We start from the raw sequence: 14,545 nt of genomic DNA on the forward strand, positions 1-14,545 counted from the left end.
AGGATCAGCCATGCCCAGGGAACGCGGGGAGAAGGTCATCGCGACCAACCGTCGCGCGCACCACGACTACACCATCGAGAAGACGTACGAGGCGGGCCTCGTGCTGACCGGGACCGAGGTGAAGTCGCTGCGTCAGGGGCGGGCCAATCTGACCGACGGATACGCGTACATCGACGGCGGGCAGGCGTTCCTCGACGCGGTCCACATCCCCGAGTATTCGCAGGGTCACTGGACCAACCACGCTTCGAAGCGCACGCGGAAGCTCCTCCTGCACAAGGAGGAGATCGTCAAGCTGTCACACGCCGTCAGCGCGGGCGGGTACACGCTCGTCCCCCTGAAGCTGTACTTCTCCGACGGCCGTGCGAAGGTCGAGATCGCGGTGGCGAAGGGCAAGCGCGAGTACGAGAAGCGCCAGACCATCCGCGAGCGTGAGGACAAGCGCGAAGCCGAGCGGGCGATGCGCAGCCGCAACCTCCGCGGCGAATAGTCGCGGACGGCCGGGCGTTTCGAATCGGCGCTCGGCGCCTTGCTCGACGACCGAGGGCGCGCCCGTTACCGGGCGGTGAAGCGGGCCTCCACCCCGGCGGAGACGACGATCTCCTCGGGGCGGAGCACGACGGCCGCACCGGCGGAGTCGAACGCGGCGGCCTTCGCCATCATCCGCGGGGCCGCGGGCGCGGTCGCCGATCCGAGCAGTCCGAGGTCGGCGATCTCGACCGGGGCGACCTCGTGGCGCCCGATGGCCGCTGCGTAGGCGGCGGCGCGGTCGACGGCGACGGCCACGGCATCCGTCGCGACCTCGCGCTCCAGGCGGGCCCGCGTCGCCGGGGTCAGCTGCCACTCGATCGCGCCCACCTGCAGGCCATCGGTCAGGGCGATGTCGTTCAGCCAGTCCGACAGATCGGTGGGGTCGACGAAGGTCGCCGTGAACTCGACGGCGGCGTGGTGCACGAGATCGAGCTGGCGTCCCTCGTTGTTCCACGGACGATCGGCCCACACCGACAGGCGCTGGCTCGACCACTCCGCGACCGCCCCCGTCGCGGCACGTGCCGCCAGTTCGCCTCGAAGCGGCTCGGCGAGTGCCGAGACGCGCTCGATGACGGCGGTGCGTTCCGGGCCGTCGGCGGTCGCGGTCACGTGCGCGACCGCCCGCTCCGGAAGCACACGGGCATGGCTCTCGCCGCGGACGGTGATCGTGACATCGGTCATGGGGTAAACTGTAATGCTCGGGTGCCTTCGGCATCCGGTGACAACTCCACAGCGTGACAGTGGCTCATTCGCCGCAAGGCACACGGGGCTGATCGGTTTCGACAGCGTCTGTGAATCTGCGAGAAGCGGGCCGAGGATGCAGGGTTATCTCGTAAACGATCTCTGCAAAACTACAAGTGCCGAATCCAAGCGCACTGACTTCGCCCTCGCTGCCTAAGCGAGCCCGATAGTCCGTCAGACCGTGTGTGACCCCGCCACGGACCCTGGCGTCATCTAGGGGTCTTGCTGTGTGACGGCGCCTGGACGTCACGCGGGACTCTTCCCAGGCTGGGCTCGTCGACTTAGGTGTCTGTGACAAAGGTCGGAGCCGAGCAGAACGTCTGCACAGACTGCGCCCGGAGAAGACGCAGTATCTCAGCGTTGGACGGGGGTTCGATTCCCCCCAGCTCCACGACGTCACTGTCACCGGCGAAGGCCCCGGCATCCGTTTCGATGGATGCCGGGGCCTTCGTCGTGGGAGAGCCGGGTGGCCGCGTCGTCAGCCGGCGGTGGCGGGGATGAGCAGCAGGTTCTGCTTCGTGTCGGAGACGGCGACCCAGCCGTCGCCGAACTGATACGTCATGCCGTAGCCGTCGGCATCCGTCGTGAGCGCACGAGCGGAGTCCTGCGTGATGTAGAAGCCGTCGTCGGAGGGCTCGCGGCGCCACCCCTCCTGCACGAGCTGCTCCGCGATCGTCTCCGCCTCGTCCGCGGTGATCGCCGACCAGCCGAACTCGATCAGGTTCCCCGACGCCACCGAGTAGTTCGCCCAGGTGCAGATGAGACCGCCGTCCAGCGCCGAGCTGGGCGGCTGGGTCTCGAACGTGAACGGGGTCTGCTTGAACGTCCATCCCTTGCTCTTGAACTCGGCGAGCGTGTCGGGGTCGATCATGCCCTCGCAGCTGTCGGTCGACCCGGAGGACGCCGAGGCGTCCGGCGTCGGCTCTGGAAGGGCCCCGGTAGGGGTGGGCGAGACCGCATTGCCGGTCGTCGTGGGATCGGCGGCGGACGGCGCGGCGGACGCGCACCCCGTGAGCACCAGCGCCGTGGCGAGGGCCAGAGCCGGAAGGGCGAGGGGCGCGAAGCGAGAACGTGTCATCGGTGGGGGGTCCGATCGGATCAGCGGGCGGCGGGGGAGGCGCCGAGGAGGGTGAGGAAGTCGTCGTGCAGGCGCCCATTGGTCGCCAGGGACGAGCGCGACGCGATCGAGTCGGCGCCGTCGATGTCGGTGAAGCGGCCGCCGGCCTCGTGCACGATCGGCACGAGTGCGGCGATGTCGTACTCCTTCACGCCGAACTCGGCGACGAACTCGAGGCGACCCTCGGCGAGCAGCATGTAGGGCCACGTGTCTCCGTAGCCGCGGTCGCGCCAGACGGCACGGCTGAGGCGCAGCAGGTCGTCGGTTCGGCCGACCTCGTCCCACTGGGCGATGGACTGGAAGCTCACGCTCGCATCCGCGACGCTCGCCACGCTCGAGACCCCGAGTCGGCGGCTACCGCCGTCGGGGGTGTTCGTCCACGCGCCGTGTCCGGATGCCGCCCACCAGCGCCGGCCGAGTGCCGGCTGGCTCGCGACGCCGACGCGCGGCACGCCGTCGATCGCGAGCGCGATGAGGGTCGTCCACATCGGGATGCCCTTGAGATAGTTGGCCGTGCCGTCGATCGGGTCGATGATCCACTGCCGCGTCTCGTCGCCCGAGGTGCCGTACTCCTCGCCCAGGATGCCGTCATCCGGCCGCTGCGTCGACAGCAGGTCGCGCAGGGCCCGTTCGGTGGCGAGATCCGCCTCTGTCACGTGCGACGCGTCGGCCTTGAGCTGGATGTCGAGATCGGCGGCGTCGAAGCGCGCCATGGTCACGGCATCCGCCGCGTCGGCGAGTCGCAGCGCGAGCTGCAGGTCGTCGGTGAGGTCACCGTCGAAGGGCGTGCTCCAGGGAGACGCGGTGGCGGGGGAGGTCACACACTCAAGGATACGCGCCGCGGTCGCCTCGATTCGCGGTGAGCCTTTCGGGATGGTAACGTTGTCCCTCGGTTCGCCAGTGATCTTCTCGAGGATCCGGCGGCCGAACGGAACGCACCTCTAGCTCAATCGGCAGAGCAACTGACTCTTAATCAGTGGGTTCTGGGTTCGAGTCCCAGGGGGTGCACCACCGAGACAGTCCCTCGATCGCAAGGTCGGGGGACTGTCTGCGTTGTGACGCCGACGACGGTCGCGACTTACTGACGGCGTCGCGCATCACGGCGCTGCGAACCGCGTCGATACTCTCGAACGCATGGGCTTCTCGCCTCTCGGCCTCGTGCTCAGCATCGCTCTGTTCGCGCCCAGCCTCGTGCTCGTGCGGTTTCCCCCGCGCCCGGCGCCGACGAGCGTCGGGGTCCCGCGCGGCGTGGTCGCGCTGGAGCGTGTGGGGCAGGTGCTCTGCGTGACGGTGCCGGTCATCACCGTCGGCGGGGATGTGCGCTGGTGGTGGGCCCTGCCGGTGTCGCTGCTGGTCGTCGCCTACGGGGCGCTGTGGATCCGCTTCGTCGCCGGCGGGTGCGGGCTGGATCTCCTCTTCGGCCCCGTGTGGGGGGTTCCCGTGCCGATGGCCGTGCTTCCCGTCGCCGCGTTCCTCGCCGGTTCCGCGTGGCTCGCCAATCCGTGGATGGCGGTCGCCGCCGTCGTGCTCGCGGCGGGGCACCTCCCGAGCTCGCTGTTCACGGCGCGGTCGCTGTGAGGCGGATGCGTCGGCCCGACGAGGCCGATCAGCGCCGACGCATCCGCCACCCGCTTACGCGGCGTCGCCGACGAGCACCGCGGCGGCCTCCTCCGCGGCATCCGCGTCGTGGGCGTCGATGCGGGCCAGCGCCCGCCGGCCGATCAGGATGGTCGCCGCGGAGATCAGCACCGAGACGGCGGCGAACACGAACGGCACCGAGGCGTTGAACGCGTGCCACAGGGCGGCGGCGATCGGGGGAGCGGCGGCTCCGCCGAGGAAGCGCACGGCGGAGTACGCCGACGATGCCACCGAGCGCGGCAGGTCGGTCGCCTCCATCACCGACTCGGTGAGGATCGTGTTCATCAGACCCAGCAGCAGACCGCCGACGATGATGCAGGTCACCAGCCCCGCGGGGGAGGTGACGACGACGGCGGCGACGAGCAGATCGATCGCCAGCAGCGGCAGCACCACCAGCATGGCCGTGCTGCGGGACAGGCGACGCAGCAGGATCGGAGCCACCCACACGCTCGTCACGGCGAGCGCCACTCCCCAGCCGAAGAAGGTCAGACCGATGCCCATCGCGCCGAATCCCAGCGGGAACGGCGAGAAGGCCAGCAGCACGAAGAACCCGATGTTGTAGAACAGCGCCGCGATCGCGAGCACCGCGAGCGCGGGCTGGCGCAGCGCCTGGAACGGCGCCGACAGCTTCACGGGTGTGCGCTTCTCCTCGCCGCCGCGCAGCAGCACGAGCACCGCGATGAAGGCGATCGCCATCAGCGCGACGACACCGAAGAACGGGCCGCGCCAGCTGATCTCACCCAGGATGCCGCCGAGCAGCGGTCCGATCGCGATGCCCAGACCGAGCGCCGCCTCGTACAGGATGATCGCCGCGGCACTGCCGCCCGAGGCTGCGCCGACGATCGTGGCGAGAGCGGTCGAGATGAACAGGGCGTTGCCCAGACCCCATCCGGCGCGGAAGCCGATGACGGCGTCGACGCTGCCGGCCAGGGCGCACAGCAGGGCGAACACGACGATGAGGCCGAGGCCGATCAGCAGGGTCGCCTTCGTGCCGATGCGCGAAGAGATCCAGCTCGTGACGAGCATCGCCAGGCCGGTGACCACCAGGTAGCTCGTGAACAGCAGCTCGGTCTCGACGGGGCTCGCCTGCAGCGATTCGGCGATGGCGGGAAGGATCGGGTCGACCAGACCGATGCCCATGAAGGCGATCACGCACGCGAACGCGACGGCCCACACCTGCGCGGGCTGACGCCAGATGTTGACGCGGGAGGATGCGGGGGAGGCGCTCATCGGGCGACCTCCGCGACTCGCGTGCGGGCATCGACGATGTCGGCGGCGCGACGGATCGTCGCCCACTCCTGCTCGTCCAGGTCGGCGAAACGCGGCGCGAGGGCGGCGCTCAGCACCCGCAGCCACTCGTCGAGGGCGCTCATCCCGGCATCCGTCGCCGACACGAGAGTGGCGCGCGAGTCGCCCGGGTCTGTGGTGCGCTCGACGAGCCCGGCCTCGGCCATCTGCGTGACCAGCCGCGTCATGCCGGGCTGGGTGACGCGACTGAGCGTCGCGAGATCGCCGATGCGGAGGGGGCCGTTGTCGCGGAGCAGGACGAGCGTCCGCCACTGGGCGGCGGGGGCTTCGGTGCGGGTCTCGAGCGACGCGACGCGGGTGAGCGCGTGCGCGCCGACGAGCAGGCGCAGGATGTCGTCGGTGTGTTGCATACCCACAGTATATACCGCCGGTATGGAAAGGGGTGGGTTACCGGATCGTGACCACCGGCTCGCCCGCGGCGTTTGACATCGGGGAGAGACCTGAACAAGATGGCAGTACCTGAATCAGTTCTCAGGTCTTCCTTCCAATGGTGAAAGGCACGCACATGCGGGTTACGAAGAAGTTGCTCCACGCGAGTTTTGTGGCCGTCGTCGCGACGACGGCCATCGCTCTGTCGGCCTGCGCGCCGCAGGACGGGGCCGCAGGCGGCGGCTCGACCGAGGGCTCCGGCCCGGCCGAGATCACGGTGGGCGTCGTCACCAGCGAGACGGGCCCCCTCGCCAGCTACGGCAAGCAGTACCTCGACGGCTTCAAGGCCGGGCTCGACTATGCGACCGACGGCTCGAACGAGGTCGACGGCACGAAGATCACCATCGACTACCGCGACGACGCGGGCGACCCCGACACCGCCGTCGGCGCGGTCAAGGAACTCATCGGCCAGGGTGTCACCCTCCTCGCCGGCAGCGCCTCGTCGGGCGTCGCCGCCGCGGTGGCGGAGCAGGCCGGTCAGAACAAGGTGCTCTTCATCTCGGGCCCCGCCGCCGCCGATGCGCTCACCGGCGTCAACGCCTACACGTTCCGCAGCGGTCGGCAGTCGGCGCAGGACGTCGCCACGGCCGGCACGTTCCTCGGCGACCTCAACGGCAAGACCGTCACCGTGTTCGCGCAGAACACCGCGTTCGGCAAAGGCAACGAGGCGGCGGTCCAGGCGATCCTCGGGGCGAAGGGCGCGACCGTGAACAGCGTGCTCGTCGCCGAGGACGTCACCGAGTTCACGCCGTTCGCACAGCAGGTGCTCGCCGCGAAGCCCGACCTCGTCTTCGTCGCGTGGGCCGGCGCCACCTCGGGGGCGATGTGGCAAGCGATGAGCCAGCAGGGCGTGCTCGACGCCGTCCCCGTCGTCACGGGCCTCGGCGACTCCGCCACCTTCGGGGCGTACGGCGCGGCATCCGAGAAGATCAAGTTCCTCAACTACTACTTCCCGGGTGCGCCCGACAACGAGGTCAACACCGCCATGGTCGACGCGGTGACCACGGCCGGGGGCACTCCCGACCTGTTCACCCCCGACGGCTTCAACGCGGCCCTGATGGTCGTGCAGGCGGTCAAGGAGGGCAAGGGTGACGTCGAGGCGATGGTCAAGAGCCTCGAGGGCTTCACCTTCCAGGGCCCCAAGGGCTCGCTGACCGTGCGTGCCGGCGATCACGCGCTGATCCAGGACATGTACCAGGTCAAGCTCGTCGCGTCCGGCGGGAGCTTCGCTCCCGAACTGGTCGACACCGTCCCCGCGGACGAGGTCGCACCGGCCGAGAAGTGACCGGAACGAAGCGAGGCGCACCCGCATGAGCACCCCCGTCCCGTCCGCGCTGTCGATCGAAGGCCTCGGCCTGCAGATCGGCGGAGCCACCATCCTGAAAGACGTCGACCTCGACATCGCGCCCGGCAGCACCGTCGGCGTGATCGGTCCGAACGGCGCCGGCAAGACCACGCTGTTCAACGTGATCTCCGGCGTCATCCGGCCCACCTCCGGTCGCATCCTGATGGATGGCGTCGACATCACCCGCGCGTCGGTTCCGCAGCGCGCGCGGGCGGGACTGGGGCGCACGTTCCAGACCTCGAGCCTGTTCCCACGCCTGAGCGTGCTGGAGAACGTACGCCTGGCCGCGCAGGTCGGTCTCGGCGGCAACTACTCGCTGCTGCGGTTTCCCCGCCGGACGGATGCCGCGACCGCCCTCGCCCTCGAGCAGCTCGTCAAGGTGGGTCTCACCCACAAGCTCGACACCGCCGCCGGCGACATCTCGCACGGCGACAAGCGCAAGCTCGAGATCGCGGTGCTGCTGGCCACCGAGGCGAAGATCGTGCTGCTCGACGAGCCGATGGCGGGTGTCGCGTCGGGCGATGTCGCGGGACTCGTGGACACGATCCGCGCGATGCAGGATGCCACGGGCTGCACGGTGCTGATGGTGGAACACCACATCGACGTGCTCATGGGTTTCGTGCAGAAGGTCGCCGTCATGTATTCCGGGTCGATCATCGCGTTCGACGCGCCCCAGCAGATCATGGAGAACCCCGTGGTGCAGAGCGCCTACCTCGGCCGCACCGGAGAGCCGACGCAGGAGTCGGCCGCATGAGCGCACCGATCCTCACCGTCTCGCACCTGTCGGCATCCATCGCCGGGCAGCAGGTCGTCGAGGACGTGTCCTTCCAGGTCCCGGCGACGGGCATCACCGCCGTCCTGGGCCGCAACGGCGTCGGCAAGACCTCGACGATCCGCGGCATCCTGGGTCTCATCTCGCGTCGCGGCGAGGTGACGCTCGCGGGGGAGCGCATCGACACCCTTCCGACGTATCGCATCGTCCAGCGTGGCGTCGGCTACGTGCCCGAAGACCGGGAGGTGTTCGCCGCTCTCACGGTCGCGGAGAACCTCGCCCTCGCCGAGCGCGACAAGAAGCCACGACGCGAGTTCGTCGCGGAGCTCTTCCCCGACCTCGTCGCCCGCCGCGGCCAGCTCGCCGGCACCCTGTCCGGAGGGCAGCAGCAGATGGTGTCGGTGGCCCGCGCGCTGCTCAACGAGAACCGGATCCTGCTCGTCGATGAGCCGACCAAGGGTCTCGCCCCGAAGATCGTCGGGGAGGTCGCCCAGGCGCTCCAGGAGGCCGCCAAGATCGTCCCGATCCTGCTCGTCGAGCAGAACCTCGACGTCGTCCGCCGCCTCGCCGACGACGCGATCGTCATCGCGGGCGGCCGTGTCGTCCACACCGGAAAGGCCCGCGAGATCCTCGACGACGACGCCCTCACCACCCGCCTCCTCGGCGTCAGCGCGGAGGCCCACGCATGAGCAGCATCGTCCTCATCCTGCTGACCGGTATCGGACTCGGCGCCCTCTACTTCCTGGTCGCGTCGGGGCTCAGCCTCATCTACGGGCTCATGCACGTGCTCAACTTCGCCCACGGCGCGTTCCTCACGCTCAGCGCCTTCATCGGCTGGCAGGTCGCGCAGGCGCTCGGCACCGCCTCGTGGGGCTCGTTCGTCGTCTCGATCCTCGTCGGCGCGCTGGTGGGAGCGGTGTTCGCCACGCTGACCGAGCTGGTGCTCATCCGGCCGCTGTACGAACGCCACATCGAACAGGTGCTCGTCACCGTCGGCCTCTCCTTCGCCGCGGTGGCGCTGTTCGAGGGCATCTGGGGGACGGATGCCGTGAACATCGCCGGCCCTGCCTGGCTCAAGGAGACCACCGAGATCCTCGGCGCCCGCATCCCGAACACCTATTGGGTGCTGATGCTGGCCGCCGCCCTCGTATTGATCGCCCTGGTGCTGTTCCTGAAGAAGACGCGGTACGGCATGATCATCCGCGCGGGTGTCGAGAACCGATCGATGGTCACCGCGCTCGGCATCGACGTGCGCCGGAGCTTCACGCTCGTGTTCGCGATCGGAGGCGCGGCGGCCGGCATCGGCGGCGTGCTCGCGATGCACTACACGACGTTCGTCTCGGCCCACCTCGGCGCGACGCTCCTGATCTTCGCCTTCATCGTCACGGTGATCGGCGGGCTCGGCTCGCTGACGGGGGCGGCGATCGCCTCGGTGCTGGTGGCCGTTCTCCAGCAGTTCGCCAACGTGTACCTCAGCGGCACGGGCGACTTCATCGTCGTCGTGCTGCTGGCCGTCGTGCTCCTCGTGCGACCCACCGGCCTCATGGGGAGGAAAGCATGACCGTCACCACCGGGGTCCCCACCCTCATCCCGGGCCGCCGCGGCGCCGCCCTGCCCTTCGTCGTCGGCGCCGCCCTCGTCGTGGTCATGGCCGTGCTGCCGCTGCTGAACATCTCGATCCCCGGCATCCTCCCCGGTGCCACCTACACACCCGGCACGCTCGCACTGCTGTCGCTGTGCATGGTGTTCGCCGCGCTCGCGCTGTCGTACAACCTGCTGCTGGGGACCTCCGGGATGCTGTCGTTCGGTCATGCGCTGTACTTCGGTGCCGGCGCCTACGGGCTGGGCCTCGCGCTGAAGCTCGTCGGGGTGCCGCTGTGGCCCGGGGTGCTCATCGCGCTCGTGGGCGGTCTCGCCATCGCCGCGTTCACCGGCGCGATCTCGATGCGGGTGTCCGGCATCCCGTTCGCGATGGTGACGCTCGCGTTCGCCCAGGCGGGATCGGTGCTCGTCCGCCGCAATCAGGACGTCACGGGCGGTGAGGAGGGGCTGCGTCTGCCCGTCGACCAGATCCCCGCCTGGCTCGTCGGCGTGTCGAACACCCGCAACCTCTACTGGGTGACCCTCGTCGTGCTGGTGATCGTGTACCTGGTGGTGCTGTGGGTCGATCGGTCGCGGCTCGGCCACCTGGCGCAGGCGACGCGCGAGAACGAGCTGCGCGTGCAGGTGCTCGGCCTGCGCCCCTACGCCGCGAAGCTGCTCGTGTTCGTCGCGGCGGCGCTGTGCGCCTCCCTCGCCGGTATCGCCTACATGCTGCTGCAGTCGGGCACGCAGCCCAGCGCCGTCGGCGCCGATCTGACGATCACCGTGCTCGTGATGGTCGTGCTCGGTGGCGTCGGGTTCCGGTGGGGTGCCATCGTGGGCGGCGTGCTCTACACGATCCTCGACCAGCGGCTCACGGTGCTGGCGCGCGCGGAGTGGATCCGCGACCTTCCCGACGTGCTGCGCATCCCGTTGTCGGAGCCGTTGTTCCTGCTGGGCGTACTGTTCATCCTCGTGGTGATGTTCCTGCCCGGCGGCATCGCCGGCACGATCGATGCGGCGGTGCGCCGTCGTCGCGGCGAGCGCACCCGCTCGCAGCTGCGCCAGATCGACGATGCGGACGACGCCGTCGCCGAGCCCGCGCAGGTGCGCGCGTGAGCGGCGGGAGGGGGCGAGGGTGATGACCGGCGACCTCGACGGCGCGCACACGATCGGCCGCTGGCTCACCGATCGTGCCGGCGGCACGCCCGACCGCACCGCCATCGACGACCGCGGCGTGCGGATCGGCTACGGCGACCTCGAAGCGCGGGCCCGCGAGCTCGCGGCATCCCTCCGTCGCGCGGGCTACGGCCCGGGCGATCGGCTCGCGACGATCACCGGCAACTCGATCGACCACGTCGTGGTGTTCTTCGCGTGCGCGAAGGCGGGCATCGCGATGGTGCCGCTGTCGTGGCGGCTGTCGTCGCGGGAGTTGGGCGAGGCTCTGCTGCATGCGGCCCCGTCGCTCGTGGCGATCGAGGACGAGTACCTCGGCGTGGCGACCGACGCGCTGTCGCGCGTGGCCGCGCCGCCACCGACGGCACTGCTCGGCACGACCGGCATCGAGGCGGCCGTCCCGCCGCGCGGCGATGCGAGCGCGGCCGCGCCCGCCCGCGCCGTGCGCGACGACGATCCGCTTCTGGTCATCTACACCTCCGGCAGCGAGGCGGCGCCGAAGGGTGTCGTCCTGACCCACGCCAACTGCTTCTGGAACAACCTCGCGCTCGCGGGCGTGGCGCAGCTGACCGCCGACGACGTCGTGCTGGCGGTGCTGCCGCAGTTCCACGTGGCCGCCTGGAACTGTCAGCCGCTGCTGGCCTGGTGGGTCGGCGCGACGGTCGTGCTGGAACGCTCGTTCCAGCCGCGGCGTGTGCTGCAGCTGCTCGCCGAGCGGGGTGTGACGGCCATGATGGGCGTGCCCACCCAGTACCGGCTGCTGATCGACGACCCCGGCTTCGGCGCCCTCGCCCGCGGACGGCTGCGTCAGGCGCTCGTCGGCGGCGCGACGATCCCACCGGCGCTCGCGGCGCGGTGGGCGGATGCCGGTGTGCCGCTCACCCAGGGGTACGGCCTGACCGAGGCGGCTCCCAACGTGCTGTGCCTGCCGGCATCCGAGAGCGGTGTCCATCCCGGAGCGGTCGGGCGGCCCTACCCCCACGTCGACGTGCGGGTCGTCGATCCCGACGCGGGCCTCGAGCTGAGCGGGGAGGCGACCGGCGAGCTGTGGGTGCGGGGGCCGAGCGTGTTCGCGGGCTACCTCCACGACCCCGCGGCGACCGCGCGGGCGATGACGGGGGACTGGCTGCGCACGGGGGACGTGGTGCACCGCGACGCGGACGGGGTCTTCCGCATCGTCGACCGCAGGAAGGACATCTTCATCTCCGGTGGCGAGAACGTCGCCCCCGCCGAGGTGGAGCGCGCCCTCCTCCTGCATCCGGCGATCGCGGATGCCGCGGTCGTGGGAGTGCCCGACGACGTGTGGGGCGAGCGCGGCGTCGCGTTCGTCGTACGGGCGGAGGGCGCGGCGCTCGGCGCCGACGAGGTGCTCGCCCACGCCCGCGCGGAACTGGCGGGTTTCAAAGTCCCCGTGCGCGTCGCGTTCGTCGACGACCTGCCACGGTCCACGATCGAGAAGCTGGCCCGTTCTCGACTGCGCGCTCGGGCCGCCGACCTGGTGAGAGGAAGTGCTCGTGAGCACAGTTGAGCAGTTCGAGCCCGAAGCGGCCTTCTCCGCGGCCGGGAAACCGCTGACCAAGCGCGGCGAGGCCACCCGCCGCAAGCTCCTGGAAGCCGCGGAGGAGGTCTTCGCCCACCTCGGCTACCACGAGGCGTCGATCGTGAAGATCACGGAGCGCGCGGGGATCGGGCTCGGCACCTTCTATCTCTACTTCGACAGCAAGCAGCAGGTCTTCGAGGAGCTGGTCGTCGATCTCAACCGCCGCGTACGCCACGCGATGGCCGAGGCGATGGCCGACACCGACAACCGCATCGACGCGGAGCGCGCGGGCTTCGAGGGGTTCTTCCGCTTCACCGCCGCCCACCCGGCGCTGTACCGGGTGGTGCGCGAGGCGGAGTTCGTCTCGCCCGAGATGCTGCGGCTGCACTACACGCGCATCGTGGAAGGCTACGAGGCCGGTCTGCGCGCCGCGCAGGCATCCGGTGACGTCGACACCGGGCTCGACCCGGAGGTGACCGCCTGGGCTCTCATGGGCGCCGGTGAGCTGATCGGCATGCGCTTCCTGCTCTGGGAGCGCGATGAGGAGGGGCAGCCTCCGGCGGCGATCCCCGACGCCGTCATCGACGGCATGATGCGCTTCATCCGCAACGCGCTCGCGGCACGCGGCGAGAGGGGACAGGACCATGACTGAGCAGGACCTCGCCGGGCGCCGCGCCGTCGTGACCGGCGGCGCGAGCGGCATCGGCCTCGCCTGCGCCGAGGAGTTCGCGCGCCGCGGCGCGCACGTGGTGATCGCCGACTTCAACGGCGACGCCGCGCAGGAGGTGGCGGAGCGCCTCGGCGGAGAGGCGTGGGTCGTCGACCTCTCCGCGACGGCGGCGCTGGACGACCTCTCGCTGGATGCCGACATCCTCGTGAACAACGCGGGTGTGCAGACCGTCGCGCCGATCACCGAGTTCGCGCCCGAGCGCTTCCGGTTCATGCAGCGGCTCATGGTCGAATCGCCCTTCCTGCTGATCCGCGCCGTGCTGCCCGGGATGTACGAGCGGGGATGGGGACGCATCATCAACATCTCCAGCGCGCACGGCCTGCGCGCGAGCGCCTACAAGTCGGCGTACGTGACCGCCAAGCACGCCCTGGAGGGGCTGTCGAAGGTGACGGCGCTGGAGGGCGGCCCCCACGGGGTCACCAGCAACTGCATCAACCCCGCGTATGTGCGCACGCCCTTGGTCGAGAAGCAGATCGCCGACCAGGCGAGCGTGCACGGCATCCCCGAAGAGGAGGTCGTGGAGAAGATCATGCTCACCGAATCGGTCGTCAAACGCCTGATCGAGCCGGCCGAGGTCGCCTCTCTGGCGGGCTGGCTGGCGAGCGATCACGCCGGGATGGTCACCGGCGCCAGCTACACGATGGATGGCGGATGGACGGCACGATGAGCACCCGCACGGCGCGCGCCGTCGATGTCGCCGTCCCCGGCGGTTCGCTGCGGGTCGGTGTGTGGGAGGCCGAGCCGGGCGCCCCGACGATCCTCGCCGTCCACGGGGTCACCTCGTCGCACCTCGCGTGGGAGCTGCTCGCCGAGGCGCTGCCGCACGTGAGGATCGTCGCGCCGGACCTGCGCGGTCGCGGTCGCAGCAACGGCGTGCAGGGACCGGCGGGCATGGCGGCGCACGCCGACGATCTTGCCGCCGTCTGCGCGGCGCTGCAGCTCGTGCCCGACCTGGTGGTCGCGCACTCCATGGGCGCGTTCGTGTCGGTGGTGTTCGCGCACCGGCATCCCGACCTCGTGGCGCGTCTCCTCCTCGTCGACGGGGGACTTCCGCTGGTCGCCCCGGCCGACCTGACGCCGGACGAGCTGGTCGCGGCCATCCTCGGGCCGACGGCCGCGCGGCTCTCGCGCCGCTTCGCTGACGTGGACGACTACCTGGCGTTCTGGCGCGGGCACCCCGCGTTCGCGGCCGACTGGTCGCCCGCCCTCGAGCACTACCTCGCGTACGACCTCGACCGCGAGGCCGACGGCTCGTACCGACCGGCGACGAGCTATGCCACCACCGTCGAGGACACCGTCGACATGAACACCCGCTCGACGGTGCGCGACGCCCTCGAGGCGCTCACGGCGCCGACCACCCTCGTCACCGTGCCGCGGGGGCTGCAGGACGAGGGGCCGGGGCTGTATCCGCCCGCGCACCTCGCCGCACTCCTGCGGACGTATCCGTCGGTGGCGCACGTGGCGTGGCCGGAGTTCAACCACTACACGGTGGTGCTCTCCCACGCCGGTGCCGACCGCCTGGCCGCGCTGGTGGAGGAGCAGCTCGCCGCCGCCGTGCCGCTCACGCCGTAGCTCCGCCGCCCTCGGCATCCCGAGAAACCATCGGCGTCTCGACACATCACCGCTGCGGTGGTTTCTCG

At 70.4% G+C, this 14,545-nt stretch carries 16 protein-coding genes, 1 tRNA gene and 1 other RNA gene; 13 read left to right on the forward strand and 5 right to left on the reverse strand.

Annotated features, from left to right (window positions below; all coding sequences use genetic code 11):
- Nucleotides 1-10: 10 nt before the first annotated feature.
- Complete coding sequence (smpB, locus tag L0965_RS11550; RefSeq protein ID WP_060959357.1) at nucleotides 11-487, forward strand: SsrA-binding protein SmpB; 477 nt, start codon at nucleotides 11-13, stop codon at nucleotides 485-487.
- A 65-nt stretch (nucleotides 488-552) separates the two neighbouring features.
- Here the strand turns inward: smpB and L0965_RS11555 are convergent, their stop codons facing one another.
- A complete protein-coding gene (locus tag L0965_RS11555) occupies nucleotides 553-1,209 on the reverse strand; it encodes an SIMPL domain-containing protein (RefSeq protein ID WP_060959358.1) in 657 nt (218 codons plus the stop codon).
- Between the two features lie 84 nt (nucleotides 1,210-1,293).
- On the opposite strand from L0965_RS11555, the gene ssrA reads away from it, so the two are divergent.
- Nucleotides 1,294-1,663, forward strand: a transfer-messenger RNA (tmRNA) gene (ssrA, locus tag L0965_RS11560).
- A gap of 84 nt (nucleotides 1,664-1,747) precedes the next feature.
- Here ssrA and L0965_RS11565 read toward each other — a convergent pair.
- Nucleotides 1,748-2,347: a nitrate ABC transporter substrate-binding protein gene (locus L0965_RS11565; protein ID WP_101306112.1), complete on the reverse strand. Its 600-nt coding sequence runs from the start codon at nucleotides 2,345-2,347 to the stop codon at nucleotides 1,748-1,750.
- Nucleotides 2,348-2,367: 20 nt separating this feature from the next.
- A complete protein-coding gene (locus L0965_RS11570) occupies nucleotides 2,368-3,207 on the reverse strand; it encodes an inositol monophosphatase family protein (RefSeq protein ID WP_101306113.1) in 840 nt (279 codons plus the stop codon).
- Between the two features lie 114 nt (nucleotides 3,208-3,321).
- Here L0965_RS11570 and L0965_RS11575 point away from each other — a divergent pair.
- Together L0965_RS11575 and L0965_RS11580 are read left to right on the forward strand one after the other, a co-directional pair.
- Nucleotides 3,322-3,397 (forward strand) — tRNA-Lys (locus L0965_RS11575).
- 123 nt (nucleotides 3,398-3,520) lie between these two features.
- Entirely contained in the window at nucleotides 3,521-3,964 is a 444-nt protein-coding gene (locus tag L0965_RS11580) for a hypothetical protein (protein WP_101306184.1), read from the forward strand.
- A gap of 54 nt (nucleotides 3,965-4,018) precedes the next feature.
- On the opposite strand, the gene L0965_RS11585 is transcribed toward L0965_RS11580, so the two are convergent.
- Both L0965_RS11585 and L0965_RS11590 read right to left on the reverse strand, forming a co-directional pair.
- Nucleotides 4,019-5,254, reverse strand: a complete 1,236-nt coding sequence (locus tag L0965_RS11585) for an MFS transporter (protein WP_060959362.1) — start codon at nucleotides 5,252-5,254, stop codon at nucleotides 4,019-4,021.
- Nucleotides 5,251-5,682, reverse strand: coding sequence for a MarR family winged helix-turn-helix transcriptional regulator (locus L0965_RS11590; protein WP_101306185.1), 432 nt, complete (start codon nucleotides 5,680-5,682; stop codon nucleotides 5,251-5,253). Before L0965_RS11590 ends, L0965_RS11585 begins: the two co-directional genes overlap by 4 nt.
- Before the next feature lie 155 nt (nucleotides 5,683-5,837).
- Between L0965_RS11590 and L0965_RS11595 the strand changes: the two genes are divergently transcribed.
- From L0965_RS11595 to L0965_RS11635, 9 genes are read left to right on the forward strand one after another with little or no spacing between them, the layout of a single operon-like run.
- On the forward strand, nucleotides 5,838-7,046 hold the full coding sequence (locus tag L0965_RS11595) for a substrate-binding domain-containing protein (RefSeq protein WP_060959369.1): 1,209 nt from the start codon (nucleotides 5,838-5,840) through the stop codon (nucleotides 7,044-7,046).
- Nucleotides 7,047-7,071: 25 nt separating this feature from the next.
- On the forward strand, nucleotides 7,072-7,860 hold the full coding sequence (locus L0965_RS11600; RefSeq protein ID WP_101306186.1) for an ABC transporter ATP-binding protein: 789 nt from the start codon (nucleotides 7,072-7,074) through the stop codon (nucleotides 7,858-7,860).
- The gene (locus L0965_RS11605; protein WP_101306187.1) at nucleotides 7,857-8,567 is read left to right on the forward strand and encodes an ABC transporter ATP-binding protein; all 711 of its coding nucleotides are present in this window, start codon (nucleotides 7,857-7,859) and stop codon (nucleotides 8,565-8,567) included. The genes L0965_RS11600 and L0965_RS11605 overlap by 4 nt, the downstream gene beginning before the upstream one ends.
- Nucleotides 8,564-9,439, forward strand: coding sequence for a branched-chain amino acid ABC transporter permease (locus L0965_RS11610; RefSeq protein WP_101306188.1), 876 nt, complete (start codon nucleotides 8,564-8,566; stop codon nucleotides 9,437-9,439). Before L0965_RS11605 ends, L0965_RS11610 begins: the two co-directional genes overlap by 4 nt.
- On the forward strand, nucleotides 9,436-10,578 hold the full coding sequence (locus L0965_RS11615; RefSeq protein ID WP_101306189.1) for a branched-chain amino acid ABC transporter permease: 1,143 nt from the start codon (nucleotides 9,436-9,438) through the stop codon (nucleotides 10,576-10,578). Before L0965_RS11610 ends, L0965_RS11615 begins: the two co-directional genes overlap by 4 nt.
- Nucleotides 10,579-10,600: 22 nt before the next feature.
- On the forward strand, nucleotides 10,601-12,163 hold the full coding sequence (locus L0965_RS11620) for a class I adenylate-forming enzyme family protein (RefSeq protein WP_101306190.1): 1,563 nt from the start codon (nucleotides 10,601-10,603) through the stop codon (nucleotides 12,161-12,163).
- Nucleotides 12,150-12,827, forward strand: coding sequence for a TetR/AcrR family transcriptional regulator (locus L0965_RS11625; protein ID WP_101306191.1), 678 nt, complete (start codon nucleotides 12,150-12,152; stop codon nucleotides 12,825-12,827). The genes L0965_RS11620 and L0965_RS11625 overlap by 14 nt, the downstream gene beginning before the upstream one ends.
- Nucleotides 12,820-13,572, forward strand: a complete 753-nt coding sequence (locus tag L0965_RS11630) for a 3-hydroxybutyrate dehydrogenase (RefSeq protein ID WP_101306192.1) — start codon at nucleotides 12,820-12,822, stop codon at nucleotides 13,570-13,572. The genes L0965_RS11625 and L0965_RS11630 overlap by 8 nt, the downstream gene beginning before the upstream one ends.
- A complete protein-coding gene (locus tag L0965_RS11635) occupies nucleotides 13,569-14,477 on the forward strand; it encodes an alpha/beta fold hydrolase (RefSeq protein ID WP_101307218.1) in 909 nt (302 codons plus the stop codon). The genes L0965_RS11630 and L0965_RS11635 overlap by 4 nt, the downstream gene beginning before the upstream one ends.
- Nucleotides 14,478-14,545: the final 68 nt, after the last annotated feature.

Origin of the sequence: Microbacterium sp. NFH-22A-Y, assembly GCF_021401375.1 — a bacterium.
Classification (GTDB): Bacteria; Actinomycetota; Actinomycetes; order Actinomycetales; family Microbacteriaceae; genus Microbacterium; species Microbacterium hominis.

What these genes read in the sequence shown, in the direction of transcription:
- smpB (WP_060959357.1), top strand. Translation starts at nt 11, where the DNA reads ATGCCCAGGGAACGCGGGGAGAAGGTCATCGCGACCAACCGTCGCGCG.
- L0965_RS11555 (WP_060959358.1), bottom strand. Translation starts at nt 1,209, where the DNA reads ATGACCGATGTCACGATCACCGTCCGCGGCGAGAGCCATGCCCGTGTG.
- L0965_RS11565 (WP_101306112.1), bottom strand. Translation starts at nt 2,347, where the DNA reads ATGACACGTTCTCGCTTCGCGCCCCTCGCCCTTCCGGCTCTGGCCCTC.
- L0965_RS11580 (WP_101306184.1), top strand. Translation starts at nt 3,521, where the DNA reads ATGGGCTTCTCGCCTCTCGGCCTCGTGCTCAGCATCGCTCTGTTCGCG.
- L0965_RS11585 (WP_060959362.1), bottom strand. Translation starts at nt 5,254, where the DNA reads ATGAGCGCCTCCCCCGCATCCTCCCGCGTCAACATCTGGCGTCAGCCC.
- L0965_RS11590 (WP_101306185.1), bottom strand. Translation starts at nt 5,682, where the DNA reads ATGCAACACACCGACGACATCCTGCGCCTGCTCGTCGGCGCGCACGCG.
- L0965_RS11595 (WP_060959369.1), top strand. Translation starts at nt 5,838, where the DNA reads ATGCGGGTTACGAAGAAGTTGCTCCACGCGAGTTTTGTGGCCGTCGTC.
- L0965_RS11600 (WP_101306186.1), top strand. Translation starts at nt 7,072, where the DNA reads ATGAGCACCCCCGTCCCGTCCGCGCTGTCGATCGAAGGCCTCGGCCTG.
- L0965_RS11605 (WP_101306187.1), top strand. Translation starts at nt 7,857, where the DNA reads ATGAGCGCACCGATCCTCACCGTCTCGCACCTGTCGGCATCCATCGCC.
- L0965_RS11610 (WP_101306188.1), top strand. Translation starts at nt 8,564, where the DNA reads ATGAGCAGCATCGTCCTCATCCTGCTGACCGGTATCGGACTCGGCGCC.
- L0965_RS11615 (WP_101306189.1), top strand. Translation starts at nt 9,436, where the DNA reads ATGACCGTCACCACCGGGGTCCCCACCCTCATCCCGGGCCGCCGCGGC.
- L0965_RS11620 (WP_101306190.1), top strand. Translation starts at nt 10,601, where the DNA reads ATGACCGGCGACCTCGACGGCGCGCACACGATCGGCCGCTGGCTCACC.
- L0965_RS11630 (WP_101306192.1), top strand. Translation starts at nt 12,820, where the DNA reads ATGACTGAGCAGGACCTCGCCGGGCGCCGCGCCGTCGTGACCGGCGGC.
- L0965_RS11635 (WP_101307218.1), top strand. Translation starts at nt 13,569, where the DNA reads ATGAGCACCCGCACGGCGCGCGCCGTCGATGTCGCCGTCCCCGGCGGT.